The 17,575-nt window shown below is 53.8% G+C and carries 21 protein-coding genes and 1 pseudogene; 10 read left to right on the top strand and 12 right to left on the bottom strand.

Annotation, left to right across the window (positions count from 1 at the left end; genetic code table 11):
- Positions 1-3: 3 nt before the first annotated feature.
- Positions 4-780 carry a serine protein kinase RIO gene (locus tag A3L14_RS06595; RefSeq protein WP_055429327.1) on the bottom strand — a complete coding sequence of 259 codons (777 nt, stop codon included), beginning with the start codon at positions 778-780 and terminating at the stop codon, positions 4-6.
- A gap of 21 nt (positions 781-801) precedes the next feature.
- Positions 802-1,167 (bottom strand): translation initiation factor eIF-1A, encoded by a 366-nt coding sequence (gene eif1A, locus A3L14_RS06600; RefSeq protein ID WP_055429326.1) that lies wholly within the window; start codon positions 1,165-1,167, stop codon positions 802-804.
- 300 nt (positions 1,168-1,467) lie between these two features.
- Here eif1A and A3L14_RS06605 point away from each other — a divergent pair, with 300 nt between their 5' ends.
- The 5 genes from A3L14_RS06605 (at position 1,468) to A3L14_RS06625 (ending at position 4,525) form a co-directional block, all read left to right on the top strand.
- The gene (locus tag A3L14_RS06605) at positions 1,468-2,262 is read left to right on the top strand and encodes a metal ABC transporter ATP-binding protein (protein WP_055429325.1); all 795 of its coding nucleotides are present in this window, start codon (positions 1,468-1,470) and stop codon (positions 2,260-2,262) included.
- Entirely contained in the window at positions 2,259-3,080 is an 822-nt protein-coding gene (locus tag A3L14_RS06610; protein ID WP_055429324.1) for a metal ABC transporter permease, read from the top strand. The genes A3L14_RS06605 and A3L14_RS06610 overlap by 4 nt, the downstream gene beginning before the upstream one ends.
- 61 nt (positions 3,081-3,141) lie before the next feature.
- Complete coding sequence (rnhB, locus tag A3L14_RS06615) at positions 3,142-3,792, top strand: ribonuclease HII (RefSeq protein ID WP_055429432.1); 651 nt, start codon at positions 3,142-3,144, stop codon at positions 3,790-3,792.
- A gap of 44 nt (positions 3,793-3,836) precedes the next feature.
- The gene (locus A3L14_RS06620; RefSeq protein ID WP_055429323.1) at positions 3,837-4,142 is read left to right on the top strand and encodes a nucleotidyltransferase domain-containing protein; all 306 of its coding nucleotides are present in this window, start codon (positions 3,837-3,839) and stop codon (positions 4,140-4,142) included.
- Positions 4,139-4,525 carry a HEPN domain-containing protein gene (locus tag A3L14_RS06625; RefSeq protein WP_055429322.1) on the top strand — a complete coding sequence of 129 codons (387 nt, stop codon included), beginning with the start codon at positions 4,139-4,141 and terminating at the stop codon, positions 4,523-4,525. The genes A3L14_RS06620 and A3L14_RS06625 overlap by 4 nt, the downstream gene beginning before the upstream one ends.
- Here A3L14_RS06625 and A3L14_RS06630 read toward each other — a convergent pair.
- The 4 genes and pseudogenes from A3L14_RS06630 to A3L14_RS06645 form a co-directional block, all read right to left on the bottom strand.
- Positions 4,505-5,302 carry a hypothetical protein gene (locus A3L14_RS06630; RefSeq protein WP_143597775.1) on the bottom strand — a complete coding sequence of 266 codons (798 nt, stop codon included), beginning with the start codon at positions 5,300-5,302 and terminating at the stop codon, positions 4,505-4,507. The genes A3L14_RS06625 and A3L14_RS06630 overlap by 21 nt on opposite strands.
- Before the next feature lie 14 nt (positions 5,303-5,316).
- Positions 5,317-5,529, bottom strand: a complete 213-nt coding sequence (locus tag A3L14_RS06635; RefSeq protein ID WP_055429320.1) for a hypothetical protein — start codon at positions 5,527-5,529, stop codon at positions 5,317-5,319.
- 250 nt (positions 5,530-5,779) lie between these two features.
- Positions 5,780-6,103, bottom strand: a pseudogene (locus A3L14_RS06640) (DUF234 domain-containing protein); the annotation flags it as partial.
- 201 nt (positions 6,104-6,304) lie between these two features.
- Positions 6,305-7,690, bottom strand: a complete 1,386-nt coding sequence (locus tag A3L14_RS06645; protein WP_055429319.1) for a dolichyl-phosphate-mannose--protein mannosyltransferase — start codon at positions 7,688-7,690, stop codon at positions 6,305-6,307.
- Between the two features lie 59 nt (positions 7,691-7,749).
- Between A3L14_RS06645 and A3L14_RS06650 the strand changes: the two genes are divergently transcribed.
- Positions 7,750-8,901 (top strand): methyltransferase domain-containing protein, encoded by a 1,152-nt coding sequence (locus A3L14_RS06650; RefSeq protein ID WP_055429318.1) that lies wholly within the window; start codon positions 7,750-7,752, stop codon positions 8,899-8,901.
- Here the strand turns inward: A3L14_RS06650 and A3L14_RS06655 are convergent.
- Positions 8,896-9,099 (bottom strand): PCNA-inhibitor, encoded by a 204-nt coding sequence (locus A3L14_RS06655; protein ID WP_055429317.1) that lies wholly within the window; start codon positions 9,097-9,099, stop codon positions 8,896-8,898. The two genes, A3L14_RS06650 and A3L14_RS06655, sit on opposite strands and share 6 nt — an antisense overlap.
- A 163-nt stretch (positions 9,100-9,262) precedes the next feature.
- Between A3L14_RS06655 and glmS the strand changes: the two genes are divergently transcribed.
- Entirely contained in the window at positions 9,263-11,071 is a 1,809-nt protein-coding gene (gene glmS, locus A3L14_RS06660) for a glutamine--fructose-6-phosphate transaminase (isomerizing) (RefSeq protein WP_055429316.1), read from the top strand.
- Between the two features lie 10 nt (positions 11,072-11,081).
- Positions 11,082-13,946 (top strand): peptide transporter, encoded by a 2,865-nt coding sequence (locus A3L14_RS06665; RefSeq protein ID WP_074631198.1) that lies wholly within the window; start codon positions 11,082-11,084, stop codon positions 13,944-13,946.
- On the opposite strand, the gene A3L14_RS06670 is transcribed toward A3L14_RS06665, so the two are convergent.
- Genes A3L14_RS06670 through A3L14_RS06685 form a run of 4 tightly spaced genes read right to left on the bottom strand, consistent with a single transcriptional unit; the run spans position 13,943 to position 15,579 of the window.
- Positions 13,943-14,347 carry a ParB/RepB/Spo0J family partition protein gene (locus tag A3L14_RS06670; RefSeq protein WP_055429315.1) on the bottom strand — a complete coding sequence of 135 codons (405 nt, stop codon included), beginning with the start codon at positions 14,345-14,347 and terminating at the stop codon, positions 13,943-13,945. The genes A3L14_RS06665 and A3L14_RS06670 overlap by 4 nt on opposite strands.
- The gene (locus A3L14_RS06675) at positions 14,344-15,015 is read right to left on the bottom strand and encodes a class I SAM-dependent methyltransferase (protein WP_055429314.1); all 672 of its coding nucleotides are present in this window, start codon (positions 15,013-15,015) and stop codon (positions 14,344-14,346) included. Before A3L14_RS06675 ends, A3L14_RS06670 begins: the two co-directional genes overlap by 4 nt.
- 1 nt (position 15,016) lies before the next feature.
- Positions 15,017-15,298, bottom strand: coding sequence for an MTH1187 family thiamine-binding protein (locus tag A3L14_RS06680; protein WP_055429313.1), 282 nt, complete (start codon positions 15,296-15,298; stop codon positions 15,017-15,019).
- Positions 15,298-15,579: a ubiquitin-like small modifier protein 1 gene (locus A3L14_RS06685; protein WP_055429312.1), complete on the bottom strand. Its 282-nt coding sequence runs from the start codon at positions 15,577-15,579 to the stop codon at positions 15,298-15,300. Before A3L14_RS06685 ends, A3L14_RS06680 begins: the two co-directional genes overlap by 1 nt.
- Before the next feature lie 65 nt (positions 15,580-15,644).
- On the opposite strand from A3L14_RS06685, the gene A3L14_RS06690 reads away from it, so the two are divergent.
- Positions 15,645-16,403, top strand: coding sequence for a hypothetical protein (locus A3L14_RS06690; RefSeq protein ID WP_143597774.1), 759 nt, complete (start codon positions 15,645-15,647; stop codon positions 16,401-16,403).
- Here A3L14_RS06690 and A3L14_RS06695 read toward each other — a convergent pair.
- Positions 16,366-17,040 carry an adenylate kinase gene (locus A3L14_RS06695; protein ID WP_055429310.1) on the bottom strand — a complete coding sequence of 225 codons (675 nt, stop codon included), beginning with the start codon at positions 17,038-17,040 and terminating at the stop codon, positions 16,366-16,368. The two genes, A3L14_RS06690 and A3L14_RS06695, sit on opposite strands and share 38 nt — an antisense overlap.
- 56 nt (positions 17,041-17,096) lie before the next feature.
- Here A3L14_RS06695 and A3L14_RS06700 point away from each other — a divergent pair, with 56 nt between their 5' ends.
- Positions 17,097-17,543: a single- stranded DNA-binding family protein gene (locus A3L14_RS06700; protein ID WP_055429309.1), complete on the top strand. Its 447-nt coding sequence runs from the start codon at positions 17,097-17,099 to the stop codon at positions 17,541-17,543.
- The last annotated feature ends 32 nt before the right edge of the window (positions 17,544-17,575 follow it).

Here is a 17,575-nt window from a genome sequence, read left to right on the forward strand (position 1 = left end):
CCTCTAAATCCCAACCAGCTCGCGGAACTTATCATTGAAATCATCAACATCGACGCCTTTTCTACCGAAGTAATTGATGACGTTCCTCAGGTCACGTTTGAGCAGCTCCAGGCTCATGCGGTTCCTCTTCACGGTCGCCTGAGACCAGTCTATGACCACCGGACCGTCGTGGAGCAGTATGTTATACTCGCTCAGGTCGCCGTGAACCATATCCCCTCTCTTCCAGAGCCTCTCGATGACCCGCATCGTGAAGTCGTAGAGCTCCTCGAAGTCCCCTCTGGAAAGCTCACGCTCCACATCCTTAAGCCTCGGGGCCGGCACTTCGCCTCCTATGAACTCCATCACCAGGACGTTGTTGCGGAAGATTACGGGCTCGGGGACGCGAACCGCGTATTTTATCGCCCGCTGGAGGTTCTTAAACTCCCGCCGCGTCCAGACAAAGACGAGCTTCCTCATGTCCTTTGGCAGGTAGCCGACTCGCGGGTCTGCAGCCAGATACTCCCATATGCGCCTGAACTCGGTAGTGTATGTCCTGTATATCTTCACCGCCACCCTGTTGCCCTCGCTGTCAATCCCGGCGAAGACATTGGCCTCCTTCCCCGTGCTGATTACGCCGTAAAGTGCCTCGACCTTTCCCCTCCTGTGCAGATAGGCGAGGGTCTCCTTGGTAGTTCTGTCAAAGACCTCGTTGGCTATCTTATAGAGCTCACTGTCCTTCTCGCGCCTCTCCCTGAGGCCGAGCATGTGCTCGATCTCTCGTTCGATGAACTCCTCGCGCATCGCTATCACTCGGGATTACGCTCAGAAGAGCATATCTCCACCGGTGAGGAAGTCCTGGCTTATCTTGCCCTTCCTTAGGAGCCAGTCGACCTGGGTTCTGGTGTAGCGGTACACTATGTCTCCCCGCTCATCGGTCTGAACCGGCCAGGGCTGGACTATGACGACGTCTCCAACGCGCATCCACATGCGTCTCTTCAACTTGCCAGGAATTCTGCACCTTCTGATTTTTCCGTCCTCGCAGCGGACGTCCATCCACCCTGAACCCAGAGCCTGTTCTATCACTCCGAAGAGCTGTCCTTCCTTTGGCAGGGGAACACGGATAACCTCGTCACCCTGAACCTGCCTGTTCTTTTTCTTTCCTCCTCTTCCACCCTTGTGGTACGCCATGAGCATCACCTCCAGCGAGTAGGTTCGATCCCTTATAAACTTGAGCCTTGCAAAAATTTTCTAATGAGAGTACAGGTCTGTGCTTTTAAAATTTTTGCACAAAGCCCACGGAGGAATAACCGGTAGCACAGTCGCCCTGGAATAGCCGCCGAGAACGCCGGCCACTATCCCACAAGTCCAGCGAGGAATGCAAAACCTTGAAAACCGGGTCACTCCAATACCGACCTCATTCGGTATCCCTCACGAACAGCACATGAAGGTTTAAAAGTGCGCCGTTCAATCTGGAGTCCGGAGATGTTTATGGCAGCGGTAATCGCCGAGAACCTCACAATAACCTACGAGGGGAAGCCGGCAGTTGAGGGGGTTGACTTCCTCCTCGAAGAGGGTGAAACGCTCCTCCTCCTAGGGCCGAACGGCGCCGGCAAGACCACGCTCCTCAAAACGATAGCCTGCTTTCACAGGGAGTACTCTGGGGAGCTCAGGGTCTTTGACAGGCCCCCGTGCGATGCGAGGGAACTGATAGGCTACGTCCCCCAGAGCAGCAACCTCAATGAGAAGGTCCCGCTAACGGCTTTGGAGGTAGTTGCAATGGGGGGCATCTACCGGAGGGGCTTCGCGCACTTTAAAATGCCCCGAGAGGTGGTGGAGAAAGCGGCGGAAGTTCTCGGCTTCGTTGGACTGTCCGGCTTCGAGAGCAGGCTCTTCCGCGAGCTGAGTGGTGGGCAGAAGCAGAGGGTCCTTCTCGCAAGGGCGCTCATAAGCGACCCCAAGTTGCTCCTCCTTGATGAACCCCTCTCGGCCCTTGACCCCAGCGCAAGGGTGGAGGTGGCGAACGTCCTTGAGAGGATAAAGGGCGAGAGGAACATAACGATGATAATCACAACCCACGATATAAACCCCCTAATAGAGCTGGGGGACAGGGTCATGCTGCTCAACAGGCGCCTTGTGGCCTTCGGCAGGCCGGAGGAAGTCCTCAGAGACAGCATTATCAAATCCGTCTACGGCCCGCTGGCCAGGGTGGTGCCCGTTGAGGGCAGGCTCTTCTGCATAACCGGAGACGCCCACCTCCACGAGCACGGGGGTGGGGGACTGTGATCCCGGAGTACCTCCTGCGCGCCATACTGGCGAGCATTATGGTCAGCGTTCTCCTCGGGATGCTCAGTCCGCTAATCAACACAAAGGGACTGGCCTTTCTAACCCATGCGCTCTTCCACTCCCTTCTCTTCGGGGCTGTCCTGGGGATGATACTCGGACTGCTCTTAGAGAACCTCTCATTGGTCATGCTCACGGCGCTGGTCGTGACGGTCGCAGTGGTTCTCATTATAGCCCAGCTTGAAAGGGCAGGGTTTTCCCCGGACTCGGCGGTAGGAATCGTTGCGAGCTTTGTGGCGGGACTCACCGTTCTGGGATTCGGCGTCCTGTACAAGGTCATGGCGGACAGGCCGTACTTCCCCCTCAGCCAGAGCATAGTCTCGTACCTCACGGGCGAGATATTCCTGATAACCCTCAACGACCTCACGGTGCTCGTCCTAGGCGGGGCGGTTCTGTTCTTCCTGATGATTTTCCTCTACCGCGACTTTCTCTACCTCAGCTTTGACCCGGAGGGGGTGGAGAGCTATGGCGGCAACACCCGTGCGTACCTGATGATCCTCTACGTCCTCGTCGGGGCCATTGGAGCACTCATAGTGCAGACCGTGGGGCTGATTACCCTGCAGGTTGTAGCAGTACTTCCCGGTGCGATAGCGTTAATGGTGAGGAGCGACATAAGAAAGGTTCTCGCCGTTAGCCTCATGCTAACCCTCGTGATACAGCTCTCCTCGGTAATCCTCGCGTACTTCATAGACATACCCCCGAGCGGCCTAGCAACGATAATGCTGGGCATCATCTACGGTGCTCTGCTCTTCAGGAGGTGAAACTTTGGGCAGAAAACTTGCCGGGATCGATGAAGCCGGAAGGGGGCCTGTCATAGGCCCAATGGTAATAGCGGCAGTGGTTGTTGACGAGAAAAACGTTCCCAAGCTCGAAGAGCTCGGCGTTAAGGACTCCAAAAAGCTGACACCCAAGAGGAGGGAGAGGCTTTTTGATGAAATAATTAAATTTTTAGACGATTATGTAATCCTGGAATTATGGCCGGAGGAGATAGACTCCCGCGCTGGAACGCTCAACGAGTTCGAGGTGGAGAACTTCGTTAAGGCCCTCAACTCGCTCAAGGTTAAGCCCGACGTGATATACATCGACGCCGCCGACGTAAAAGAAAAACGCTTCGGAGAGGAGATAAGAGCAAAGCTGAACTTCGAGGCGGAGATAATAGCAGAGCACAAGGCAGACGACAAGTTCGTGCCGGTCTCTGCGGCCTCGATAATAGCAAAGGTGACCCGCGACAGGGCGATAGAAAAGCTGAAGGGGGAGTACGGTGAGATTGGAAGCGGCTATCCCAGCGACCCGAGGACGAGGGCGTTCCTCGAAAACTACTACCGCGAGCACGGCGAGTTCCCGCCGATAGTCAGGCGGAGCTGGAAGACGCTGAGGAAGATAGAGGGGAGGTTGAGGACAGAGTTAGAGGTCAGAAAACCGAAGAAGAAAGGACAGGTCAGCCTGGAGGAGTTTCTGAAAGGGCAACCGTAGATGACAGCACAAAGGATAAATATCAGGAAGACGTTAAAGGAATCATGCTTGAAGAAATCAGGGAAACGATTGCCCGGGAAGTTGAAAAGGCAGGCCTGGCCCTTGTGGAAGTTATACTGTTTGGTTCCCGTGCGAGGGGAGACTTTCGGGAGGATTCCGACTGGGACATCCTCGTGGTGATCAAAGAGCGACTTGACAGGAGGAAATACCGCGAGCTGTGGAGGGGGATATACGAGAGCCTTGACGTCCCTGCGGACATATTGATAGTATCGGAGGACGAATTTGAAAGGCTCAAAGACATGAAGGGCTACATCTACTACTACGCCGCCAGGGAAGGGATCAAGGTATGAAGGAAGATGCCCGGGAATGGTTCCATAAGGGGGACGAGGACTTAAAAGCTGCCAAGATACTTTACAGGGAGGGTTTATATGCCCTATCCTGCTTTCACTCCCAGCAGGCCATTGAGAAATATTTGAAGGCCTTCCTTGTCGAGAAGGAGCAAGAGATATCCAAGACGCACAACTTGAAGTTCCTGATCAACGAATGCAGGAATATTGACCCTGCCTTTGTCGAGCTCCTGAAAAGAGGGGTACACTACCTAACTGAATATGCGGTTGAAGTCAGGTATCCCGGCATTTATGTGCCAGAAAAAGAGGACGCGGAGGAAGCCCTGAAGCTTGCCGAGTTCTCAAGGGAGTTCATCGCAGGGAAGTTAAGGATCAATTCCCTTTAAGAACTCCCGCGCCTCCTCAAACTCCCCCTTCCTCAACAGGAGGGCAACCGTGGAATACACCCCGATGAGTTCGAGGTTTTTCTCCTCGATGAGTTTTTCTATCTCGGCTTCAAGTTCCTTGGGTGCTTTCTCAACGGCCTTTTGGGAGTAGTCCGCATACTTGAGTCCGTTCAGAACGCCGAGGAGCTTCTGGACTTCGAGTTTAATGTCAGTAGGAGCATTCTCGACGGCTTTCTTCGTCTCCGGGAATTTCGGTTTTTCTGGTTCTATCTTCTTCCCGCTGATCTCGGCGAGGAACTGACGGAACTCCTTAATGTTGAGTGCTGACCAGATCATCGGGTTCTCTTTGCCCAGATCGTGGGTGCTTACTCTGTCCCCGTGAAGCTCTTTCTTTATTTTCTTGGAGAGCTTCAGAACTTTCCGCATGTATTGCTCTACTTCTTCTTCAGATACTCCGTATATCCCTGCTTCCCTCAATCCTTCCACCCATGTTTTCGCAAGTTTCGGAATGTTATCTTCGTTTATCACTTCGTCGAACTTCTTCGTTAGGTACCCGGTGATTCTTGGATGCTCTAGATCTTCTGGTTCAACCTTCCCAGAAATCGCATATACCTTTCTGTCCAATGCATGCGTGTGAATCACCTTCGCCGTTGCATTAGCAAGGTGTTTCTCTCTAATCTTTTCGTTTTTTAGCGCTACTGGCAGCGCGAGTAGTTGGAAGAAAATATGATATAGAAATGCGTCGTCTGTGCTGGGCGCGATAACATCGTAGGACATGCCATCCTCATTTTTTAATGATACTTCCGGTGTGTGTGATCGAGGATCTCTTTGATTCTCCCTTCGTATGCCCCGATCTCCGCTGCGAGTTGTTCGCTCAACCGGTTTAGCGTTGATCTTGGAGACACCATTTCGTACGGCACCACTGTGTACTCTATTTCCCTCTTCCGTATCGTTCCAACCTTCTTCTTTATCACGAATGGATTCTTTCGCGGAAAGTAAACCATCTCTCAGCTCCCTCCCGCTTCTATGTAATATTCGGGTTGTCCGAACTTTATAAACCAAATAGACCTGCCGCTTATGTGCCACGTGTGTCCGATGTTCGTGGAGATCTTGACTGCGCCTTTGGCGAGACTGATGTGCACGCCGAGCATGGTCATCGCGGCGTTGAGCTTCGTCGCCAGGATCGCATAGCTGGCAAGGCTGATGAAGGTGGAAACAGGGGTGATTGGAAAGTCCCCTCGCTCGAACCGGCTTCTACCCCACTTCTCGTGATGGTTGCACTATGGCATGTTCCCTAATTAACCTTTCGAAGTCCTCCAAGTTCCAGACCAGCCAACCATCTTCTCTAAGCAATTCTTTGCCATCAACACCCTTGGCAACGAGGCCGTAATGTTTTCCCCATTCATCCAGACCAACTAACTCCGCCTTTCTCTCTAAATCCCTTAGAATCCCCCGCGCTTCCCTCTCGCCAAGCTCCTTCCACTTGACCTCAACGAACAAGGCCTTTTTCTCCCGCTCGTTAATGGCGAGCAAATCAATCTCCTCGTTCTTGTTCCACCACCTTCCAATCTTGGTAAAGGTGTGGAAGAAAACTTTTCTCCCACGGGAAAACTCCACAGCAGTCTCGTTTTTCCAACCCGTCTCCTGCCGTAGATCACGACGAACGAGGGAACATTCTTCCATTCCCGCTCTAGTATTTCCAGCTCCCTAATCCCGATCAATGAATGGACTAATCATGATTAGTACTAAACAGCCTTAGTATTCAAGCCTTTCGCGTTCTCACCTCCCCAGCCTCAACCTTATTCTGTCCTTTACCTCAAACAGCCATTCGAGGTACAGCCAGAGGGAGTCCGTGAATGCCTCCCAGCGCAGGAGCTCCTTCAGCGCAACTCCCATGACTATGGCTGCCGGCGGGACGAGGACGGTCGCGTAGAAGCTGAACTGGGTCGTCCCCCCGAGGAGGTACTGGAGGACAAAGAACCCAACCGTGCTCCAGAACACCCCGTAGGGAATCAGCAGCTTCCCCCGCCTCCGGTACAGCCAGGGAAGGGCGAGTATGAACAGGACCATGCTGAGGAGCAGGAACGGGTCCGTCTGGGCGAATATGTTGGGGTTGTAGTGGAATGGGAAGGCCTTCCTGTTTATGAACCACTCCCAGACCGGCGAAGCCGCAGGATGGCCTCCCTTGTTCGAGAGGTGCCAGCGGAAGCTGCCCAAAAAATCATCCAACCATTTTTCAAATCCAACAACCTTAACTGCTATCAAATTGGGGAGAAGAAATCCCAGGGCTGGGAAGACGGCTATGGCGAGCAGAAAGCCCGTCAGCTTCCGTTCGCCCTTGAAAGCCTTTACCAGGAGCACGGGGTAACCGAACACCCCGCTGAGCTTGGCGGCAGCGGCAAGGCCGACAGCAAAGGCCGAAGATTTTTTCCGCTCATAGACCAGCAACGTCGTGAAAAGGGCCACGAAGAGGGCCACGTGGATGTCCAGCATGGCAGTCACGGCGGTGGCTTCAAGGGTCGGATCCGCGACGGTGAAGATGAGGGCTATGAGCGCCGCGAGGTAGCTGCCGCTTATCCTGTACGTTGCGAGAACGACCAGAACGCCTATCAGGACGAAGGCGATTATTCCCGGCAGGCGCCAGTTTATGGGCTTGTCCTCGACGAGCATGCCGAGCATTATGATGTCCTTCCCCAGGAAGGGGTGCTCGGTGTTGAGGTAGTTCTGGATGTTCTCCTTGTCTGGATACCTGTAGCCGGGGACTATGTAGTAGGCATCCGCAGGTATCTCTGCGGACAGGGCGTTGAGGAAGCCGTCCACTTTATCCACCGGTATCTCGAAGTAAACGCCCGGAAACTTGAGATACTCCATCTCGTAGGTTGCGTTGTACCGGAGGGCTATCTTCTCAACGTCGTACTGGTATTTTATCCGAACGCTTGTGTTTGAGAAGATGACGTTTATTCCAGCCGAGTTCGTTGTTTCGTTCACGTAGTGAAGATCAACCCCAAGCCTGTGGAGAACGTTCCTGCTGGCAGGGACGTACCAGACCTCGTCCCCGATGTAGTCCCTTAGGTCAGAACGGGATGCGAAGTCGTAGAGATACCAGAATGAACCGAGCAGTATGACGGCCGAAATCGCAATGAAGAGGGCCCTTTTCCAGTCCATTTTACCACCGGGTAGATTAGCGCGGCAACGTTTTTAAGCCTCTCCCCTTAGGCGGAAACATGCTCAGCGGGATTACCGAGGAAAAAATTAGAGAAACCGTGGACATGATAAAGCGAGGTTTAGACGAGAGGAAGCTCCGCGCCAAGCTCGGTGAGGACTGGGAGCTCATAGCCGAGATAGCCCGGGCCAGAATAAGGGCAAGGGACAAGTTCTCCAGAGAAGATCTCTGGATGGATCTGGAAGGCCTGCGCTACGCCACCCACGAGGTCGTGGCAAAATACCGCGCCGAACGTCTGAGGGAGTTTGGCGTCAAAAGCGTTGCCGATGTTTCCTGCGGGATAGGGATACAGCTCATATTCTACGCGATGAAGGTCGAGAAGGCATATGGAATCGACATCGACCCCCTAAAGGTGGAGTTCGCGCGGAGGAACGCCAAGCGCTATGGGGTTCACAACATCGAGTTCATAAACGCCGATTCACTCAGTAAAGATACCGTCGAGAAGGTTGATGCTGAGGTAATATTCTCGGACCCGGCGAGACCGCCCGAAATGCCCGAGAGGAAACTGGAAGACCTCCTGCCGAGTCCCCTGGAGGTATACGAAGCTTACAAATCCAAAACTGACGCCTTCATCTTCGACCTGCCCCCCCAGATGAGGCGCGAGAGGGTTCCCTGGGAGGGAGAGTTCGAGTACATAGACCTCTTCGGTGCACTCAACAGGCTGACCTTTTACACAGAACCCCTGGCAAGGGCAGAGAGGAGCGCCGTCATCCTGCCCGCTGGAGCGAGGATTGAGAGCGACCCAGACTTGGAGAACATAGTCGAATGGGCAGAAAGGCCCGGCCAGTACCTCTACGAGATTCCCCAGAGCGTTGACTACGCCGATTTGATAAACGAGCTGTTCCATGTATTGGATGCGGACGCAAAGATGCTCCTCCGCGAGAAGAGGCGCGTTCTGGCGACGGGCAACGAGGAAGTCAGAAGCCCCTACCTCAAGAGAACCTACGCCGTTGTGGGCATCGTGCCTTTCCATCCGGTCAGGATAAACGACTTTCTCAGGAGAGAGGGCTTCGGAAGGGCGACCCTCAGGATAAGCGTGCCCGAAGGGGAGTACTGGAAGGTCAGGAAAAGGATAGAGGCAAACTTGAAGGGAGAAAGAAGGGCTTTCATCTTCCAGTTCGGAAAGATGGCGATAATAGCGGAGGGACTATAGTTCCTCGATTCTGGCGTTCCGTATCTTTTTTGAACCGATACGGAGCCTTTTGAAATAGTCCAGGTGCTCGTCGGGCAGAAAAGAGTCAAGGCTGGTTGATTTTAGCCGTTTCTTCTTTTTACGCGGCCCTGCCCGTTCATCCCCTGCAGCAGCCCGCCGGGACGCGGGCCTCAGGAACTCGTCGAGCTTCCTGTCCATTACCCCACCCACATTCCGTATACCCTTAGGTATAAAGGTTTTTCCACCAATCGAAGGCTGAACCAAAGGGTATATCAACGGGCACCGAGAGAGCGCAGTTGAGAAACGCTTTTAACTTCCGGCATTTATTTAGGGAAAGAGTAAGAGAGGCGGGTGGAAGGTAATGTGCGGTATAATCGGCTATATCGGAGACGGCAGAGCCTCCCGGATCATTGTCAAGGGGCTAAAAAGGCTCGAATACAGGGGCTACGACTCCGCAGGAATAGTTACGGAAGAGGATGGGAAGCTCTACATAAAGAAAGGAGCCGGGAGGATAGACGAACTCTCTAAAGAACTCGGCTTTCCTGAAATGCCCGGCAAAAGGGGAATTGGACACACCCGTTGGGCCACACACGGGATTCCAAACGACATTAATGCCCATCCCCAGACTGACTGCACCGGCAAGATTGCCCTCGTCCACAACGGCATAATCGAGAACTACCGCGAACTCCGTGAGGAGCTTCTTAAACGTGGCCACCGTTTTGACAGCGACACAGATACTGAGGTCATAGCTCACCTTATAGAAGACGAACTCAAATCAGGTGGGAGCTTTGAGGAAGCAATGAGGAGGGCACTCCTCAGGCTCAAAGGCTCATTCGCGCTCGGCATAATATACACCGAGGAGCCGGACAAACTGTACTTCGTGAGAAACGAGAGTCCCCTAGTGCTTGGGATCGGAGAGGGGGAGAACTTCGCCGCGAGCGACGTTCCGGCCTTCCTCGAGTACACGAACAGGGTTGTTTTTCTGGACGACAGGGAGTACGCTATCATCGGAAAGGACTTCTGGGTGGTTAAGAATCTCGACAGTGGCGAAACCGTCGAAAAACCGGTCCAGAAGATAGGGTGGAGCCTTGAAATGGCGGAAAAAGCCGGCTATCCCCACTTCATGCTCAAGGAGATATACGAACAGCCGAGGGCCATAAGGGACGCCCTCCACGGAAACGCCGGGATAATCCGCTCGGTGGCGGAGGAGGTGGCCAGATACGAGAAGATATTCATAGTGGCCATGGGCACTTCGTATCACGCCGGCTTAGTTGCCAAGTACCTCTTCCAGAGGCTCGCCAAGAAGGTTCCAATCGTTGAGGATGCCAGCGAGTTCCGCTACGAGTTCGAAGACCTGGTGGATGAGAACACCCTAGTCATAGCCATAACCCAGAGCGGGGAAACGGCAGATACCCTCGCGGCCATGAAGCTGGCCAAAAGGAAGGGCGCAAAAGTTCTCGCGATAGTCAACGTTGTCGGGAGCATGGCGACCAGAATAGCGGATTTGACGCTCTACACCCACGCCGGGCCCGAGATAGGCGTCGCAGCAACAAAAACCTACACTACCCAGCTGACGGTCCTCACGATGCTCGCCATCGAGCTGGCGAGGGTTCTCGGAACCGCTGGGGAGGAGTACCTCGAAAGGCTGGAGATGGAACTCAACACCGTCCCGGAACTTGTTGAGAGGGTTCTCAAACATGATGGATCGCTGAGAGAGCTGGCTGAGTATCTCAGGGAAAAGAGGGACTTCTTCTACATCGGTAGGGGCATAAGCGTTCCAACGGCTCTTGAGGGGGCGCTCAAGCTCAAGGAGATAAGCTACATCCACGCGGAGGGATTAAGCGCCGGTGAGCTGAAGCACGGCCCCCTGGCACTCCTTGAGGACGGCGTTCCCGTGGTCGCCATAGCGCCCGGCGGAAAGACCTTTGACAAGGTGGTCTCGAACATCGAGGAATCCAAGGCGAGGGGGGCGTACATAATAAGCATCGGAAACAGGGACGACTTGGGAAAGGTCTCTGACGTTTTTGTCAAGATGCCTGAAATGGACGAGCTCCTCACGCCTATAGTCTACGCTGTTCCACTCCAGCTCCTAGCCTATCATCTGGCTGTTCTGAGGGGCAACGACCCCGACAAGCCGAGAAACCTGGCCAAATCTGTCACCGTTGAATGAGGTGGTTTGGATGGTGAAAACGAAAATTAAGGAGAAACGAAAGAAGAAAGGGGAGAAAACTTCCCTTCCCGAGTACTATCGGAAGTTCAAGGCCTATGGCCTCCCCCTGATAGTCCTCATACTGGCCTACGCCGGCTTCAGGATAAGAAACATCACCTCAAACTACAAGACCTTCCTCGACCCGGATACCTTCTTCCACTACGAGATGTACCGCCAGGCAATAACCGAGTGGATTCCTAGGTACTTTGCCTACGCCGATCCGCCGGCTGGAATAAAGGCAGGCGGCTACCTCGGGCTCTACACAATTCAGGCGGTATTTTACAAAATCGTCTCGGTATTCGGCTACGACCAGCTTGGGGCGTTCAAGCTCTGGCCGCCGTTCGTCGGGGCGATGACCATCATAGGAGTCTATCTCCTCGGAAAGAAGCTCCACTCAAACTGGGCCGGCCTCTGGGCGGCAGCGTTCATGATGTTCTCCTACGCCAACTTCAGCAAGACATACTCCGGCAACAACCGTGGCGAAGGGCCATTCATGATGTTCTTCATCTTCGCGGTGTTCTTCCTCCTGGTCTACCTCGATGAGAGGGAGTGGAACTGGAAGAAAGCCCTGGGCGGTGTGATGTTCCTCGTAACCAGCGTCCTGTACATGGCGGCGTGGACCGGAAGCACCTTTGGCGTCAGCATACTGCTCCTCTTCGCGGGCATCACTGTAGTGGTATTGTTCATATTCGGAATGGTAGACGCCCTAAGGCTTTTTGTCAGAGACTTCTTCCCGCTTTATGGTCTTTCACTACTCACCGGCATGGCACTATCTTACACAGGCTTCGTAGGAATAAGATGGTTTCTGATATTTGCCCTAGAGGGATTCATTGCACTCAGTGCTCTCACTGTGATAATGCTCTACGGGGAAAGAGCTGGCTTAAATTACTCGGACAAGAAGCACAGATTTGGAGTTGTGGCAGGTATAGCCATCTTTGCCGCCCTAGCATTTTACGGATATTTTGGAAAAGACCTGTTCAAGTTCCTAGGGGCAGCCACACAGTCAAATCCCCTCTACCAGACGGTGGCAGAGCTTGCGAAGACAGACTGGAACACAATAACCACATACTACAGCGTCAAAACAAAGGACGCCATAATCTTCATACTCTCCGCTGTTGGGTTCCTTATAGTAGCCGCAAGGTTCGTTAGGAAGCTCACCAAGAACGACCTCACCGGTCACAAGGAGATATTCCTGGTCACATACTACCTTGGCTCCCTCTACCTTCTCCTCCTCGCGGTTCGTTTCGTGTTCCAGGCCTCTGGAGCGATACTCCTGCTGGCGGGTGTTGCGGTTGGTGAGGCCTTCCTCTTTGTGGAGAACATGAAGGAGAGTGTAACAACGAAGGCACTCTACGCCCTCCTTCTGATGCTCCTCTTCCTGCCCCTGCCTCTTATAGGTGCCCAGTACATGGAAAGCGTTGCCACCAATTATGCTAAATCCCAGGGCTCCGTTCCAGCGGAGTGGGTCAACTCCCTCAACTGGCTCAAGGAGAACAGCAATCCCCTCGACAGCGCCACCAGCTGGTGGGACTACGGCTACTGGATTGAGTCAAGTCTTCTCAGCCACAGGAGAAGCGCCACCGATGGTGGTCACGCATACGACAGGCGTTACATCGTTGCGGACTTCTTCTCCCACTACGGCAACGAGAGCGAGCAGGACTTTGAAGCCTGGGAGCTGAACTACCTGATCGTCTGGCAGCAGGACATATACAAGTTCAACGCCATAAGCTACCTCGGCGGTGCGATAACATACGGCGAGTACAAGAGCAATCCGATGTTCCAGGTCATACCTGCCCAGTACATCCAGTACTCCAATGAGAGCGGAAGGGCCGTTGTCTACATAAACACAGGGAAGTACGCCTACCAGCCGGTACTGACGATAGACCTCACCAAGGGGCAGGTCATACAGGGCAGGGGCGATATACCCTATGTCCTATATGTCTTCCAGGGCTACGGGCTTCTGGCGTATCGGAAGATAGCCTTCAGCAACTTCGTGAGGCTGGCGTTCCAGATACCGTTCTCCTTCGAACCGTGGGACGCCCAGATGCTCTTTGCCAACTTCAAGCCGGTTCACAGGGACGGCGGAGTTTCGACCTACGAGTTCAGGCCGTTTGCAGTTTACAGGATCGACAAGTTCGAGAACGGAACGTGGAAGGCCTTCTACAGCACACTCGGCGGTGGAAAACTCCCGCTGGGAGAACAGAAGTTGAGGCTCTGGATATCTGCCTTTGGCAGGGACGTCAAGGACGCAACCCTCATCTTCGAGGCATACAACGGTAGCGTGCTGGTGAAGAGGGAAATCCTAGCTGAAGGCATCAACATGAACCACCTCAACGAGACTCCCATCGAGGTCAGCCTGACCATACCCAACGCCACCAAGTACCGCTTCCTCCTAATTCAGGATGGTCCCGTCGGAGTGCTCAATGGTCCGGTTTACGTCAACGGGAAACTCGTCAACCCCAGCTACGTCCTCAAGGAGGGAGAAAGTGGGGAGCTTAAACTCACCGCCGCCTTCAGGGAGGAGCGCACGGTTGGCCTCTACCTCAGGGCAAGCGTCGTCTACTACATCGCGCCCAACGGAAAGGACATCTATCAGGAGAAGTTCTACCTCGAACCCCACCAGGACATTGTAACCTACGTGCCTGTCAAGAGTGACATAAGCGTCGTCCCGGGAGACAACGAGATAACCGTTCAGGCATCGATGCCCGAGGGTGTCTTTGACGCATACATCCAAAAGCTCTACCAGAAGTACGGTGAGGACAAGGTCGTCATCGTCAGAAAGAGGGTAGAGCCCGTCTTTATAACAAAGAAGGAGTACGTGGTCTGGGAGGGTTAATCCCTCACTATTTTTACGTCTTCGAGCCTTTTTAATCCCTCCTTCTCTGCCGTTTTGGCAACACCGGGCATGAATTCACCCTCCGGCCTGATGAGGATGGCCTCAACCTCGTCAAAGCCCAGCTTCTTCAGGGCAAAAGCCCTGTGGTGGCCGTCTATGAGGTAGTATCTGCTCCCGTGTGGTATGACTATAACCGGGGCGTTGTAGCCGTGCTTTATCTCCTGAAGAACGACCAGAAGTTTGACCTCGCTCAGCGCCGCCTGGGTGGGCACAACGCTGGCGAGGGGTATAAACGCGGCCTCAAGTTCAAATTTAATGCCGTAAATTGCTTCGTATTCCCGTTTTATCCGCTCGGCCCGCTTCCACGCCTCCTCACGTGTTATCAGCCTTATCCGTCTCAAGGCTTCACGCCCCTGACCGCTATAAAAGCCGCAATGTCCTTGCAACGGTGGTGGAGCTTTCTGTCGAGGCTCTCGGCAAGGCCGTGGAACGGCCAGAAAGATGGGAAGAATATCACCCCACCGCTCCGGACATCCGTAAAGCCGGCGTCTCTGAGCAGGTCTTCAAGCCCCCCTGGAGTATAGAAGCGAGCGTACCTGTAAGCGGTCTCCACAAACAGGCTCTTAAGTCTCTTGAAGAGGAACCACGCGCTCCGTCCGTTCATCGTCCCGATGATGACCTCCCCTCCGGGCTTCAGGACGCGGCTTATCTCAGCAACAACAATCTCGGGCTCGTAAATGAACTCGAACATCGTGACGCTGAGAACAAGGTCAAAGCTCTCATCTGGAAAGGGTAGACTGTAGGCGTCGCCTTTTATGCAGTTCAGCCCTTTGGAGCGTGCCACGCCAAGCATGCCCTCACTGGCATCCAGGCCGATCACGTCGAAGCCCCTCTTCTTCAGCTCAAGGGTATAGTTGCCCGTCCCGCAGCCGAGGTCGAGGGCCTTTCCTGATTTCGACTGCAGCATGGAAAAGACGAGCCACTTCTCAATCCTGTCAATATACATTCCGGTTTTTGTTCTGTACCAGTCATCGTATCTGCCGGCTATTCTGTCGAAGTACTCCGCCATCTCACACCCTCATCTTGCCCTCGATCGTCAGGGGCTTATCGGTTCTATCGTCTATTCTAAGGCTTATGATGACCCTCTCTGCCCCCGCTTTGAGGATAGCCTCGTGACAGGCTTTCACCAGCTCAAGGATTTCCTCCACTGAACCCTCAACGACCGTTCCCATCGGACAGACCCGGTGCTTAAGCCCGCTCTTTCTGATAACATCCATAACCGGCTCAAGGTATCCCCCGACGCTTGGGCTCCCCGTCCCGAGCGGAAAGAGGCATATCTCAGCGACCGCCATCAACCACCACCGGCGGGCGGAAATATATGAACCTCATCGTCCTCTTCGAGTTCAGTGTCAAGCCCTTTCAGGTGGAGCACGTTGTGTCCGTTAACCAGTATCATGCCGTCAACGGGCTTCCCTTCCGCAACACGCTCAGTTTCCAGTAGCTGTTTTCTGATCTCCGGACTGTAGTGTTCGGCCAGGTATTCTATGAGCTCGCGAACCGTTTTTACACCGTGAACCTCCACTTCCTTAGTGCCCATGAGCTCCCTAAACGTCGCGTAAAATTTGACCCTCATAAAGAACCACCGGTATTAATTGATGGGAAACCCTTAAAGTGATTTCGCCATAATTCTATCAAGGAGTGTTGAAATTGCTGAACGTCAATCCGCCGGAATACTACCCGATTATTGACAAGCTCTTTGCCGGGAGGATTAAAGAGGCCGTGGAGGCCTTTGGGGCATCGTTGGAGGAGCTCACAGTTTTTGTCCAGCCCGAAGAGAGGGTGCTGAACCTGATCTTCCTTTTGAAGGTTAGAGGGCTCAGGAGGTTTCTCTCCATGGACATCGATCCTTTTGTCTACGGTCTTCTGGAAAAGCTGGCATCGGACGCTACGGAGACCCTCGGTAAGGTTTACGGGGTACGGTTTTCAATCTCCGGCTTTAAGGTTATCGACGAAGGGCCGGAGGGAATCCCCTCGGAGGAAGCCCCCAAGCTAATCGTCAATGGGCCTGAGGAAATAAAGGAAATCCTTGAACGCCTTGGAAAGGGACTTATAATAACCCTGAGGGAGTGGAGCGTGGAGTTTTCAGCCCTCGCGGTAACTGTGCCATTCGAGGAGCCCCACGTACTAACGATAGTCCTGAAGATGAACCGCCTTCTTCCTCCTGAGGAAAAGGGAGAGCTTGAGAAAAAGGTCAGACACAAAGCCAGAACGTATCTCAAAACCCTGACCCAGAGAGTCTTTCCGCTTGAGGTTAAAATCATAGACCCCGAAGACAGAACCCTGGCCTCGATTCTCAAAAGAAAGGTTGAAATAGAGAAAGAAGCCGATGAGCTCGCCCAGAGTGAGGAGGTTCGGGAGCTCATGAGCCTCCTCGGGAAAGGGACTCCCGATTCCTGATGTAGTCCAGGAGGGGCCTTATCCTCTCCCAGACCTCGTTTATACCGCCGTGCCCGTCTATTCTTACATACACGCCCTGTTTCTTATAGAATTTGATTATTGGCTCCATGTTCCTTACGTAGAGGTCGTAGCGCCTTCCAACTATCTCCGGCCTGTCATCTTCCCTCCGTACGATCTTTCCACCACATACATCACATTTTCCCGGAACTTTGGGGGGATGGTATCTGAGGTGATAGACCGCCCCGCACTTGGAGCAGATCCTCCTCCCCGAGATTCTCTCAACGCTCTCCTCCTTGGAGATGGATATCTCCATGGCGACGTCTATGCTCATACCGTGGTCGTAGAGGTAGTTCTCAAGGGCCAGAACCTGTTCCGCGGTTCTCGGATAGCCGTCTATGATGAAGTTTCTCCTGTCGCGCCTCAGCCGGGAGATTATCAGAGTGTTTACGACTGTGTCCGGTATCAGCTCCCCGCGCGCAAGGTACCTCTCCAGTTCCCTGCCGAGAGAGCTCCCACGTTCGATTTCAGCGCGTATCATGTCTCCGGAGGAGACGTACGTCAGGCCGTAGCGCTCGGTTATTGTCCTGGAGTGGGTGGACTTGCCGCTTCCGGGAGGGCCGAATATCAGGATGTTCATTTTTCTCACCGTTAGTTATTTATTTCCCAAAGGATAAAACACTTATGGTGGTGGCCATGAGGCTGAGTACGGGATTCGTTCGTGCCTCTGGCTACGCCTACAAAGTGAGGCGCGTCCTCTTCGCACTGACGCGAAAGAAAGTCGACCCGAGAGAGGTCATCAGAGCGGCGGGAGAGCTGAACCAGAAAATCTTCGAGAAGCTCCAGGAGCTTGGAGTTGAGAAGAGCGACGTCATCAGGATAACCGTGCCCTTCAGGATCGAGGAGGGGACGATCAAATGGGACTACGGGGGACTGAGCATCGAAGTCTACAGAAAGAGCGAGGAGGAGAAGCTTGCAATGGCAATGGAGGAAATCGAGGAGCGCGAGAGGGCGCTGGAAGAGCGGATAAAGGAGCTCGAAGAGCTGGCACTGCAGCTCAGGGAGACCAGTGAAAAAATACTGGAGAAGCTGGAGGAGCTCAAGCAGGAGCACACCTCGCTGAAGCTTAGGGCGGAGGAGTGAGGGAATCGAGGAAAATACTGACCCGGGCAGCA

It is taken from the genome of Thermococcus thioreducens (assembly GCF_002214545.1).
In the GTDB taxonomy this organism is placed as follows: domain Archaea; phylum Methanobacteriota_B; class Thermococci; order Thermococcales; family Thermococcaceae; genus Thermococcus; species Thermococcus thioreducens.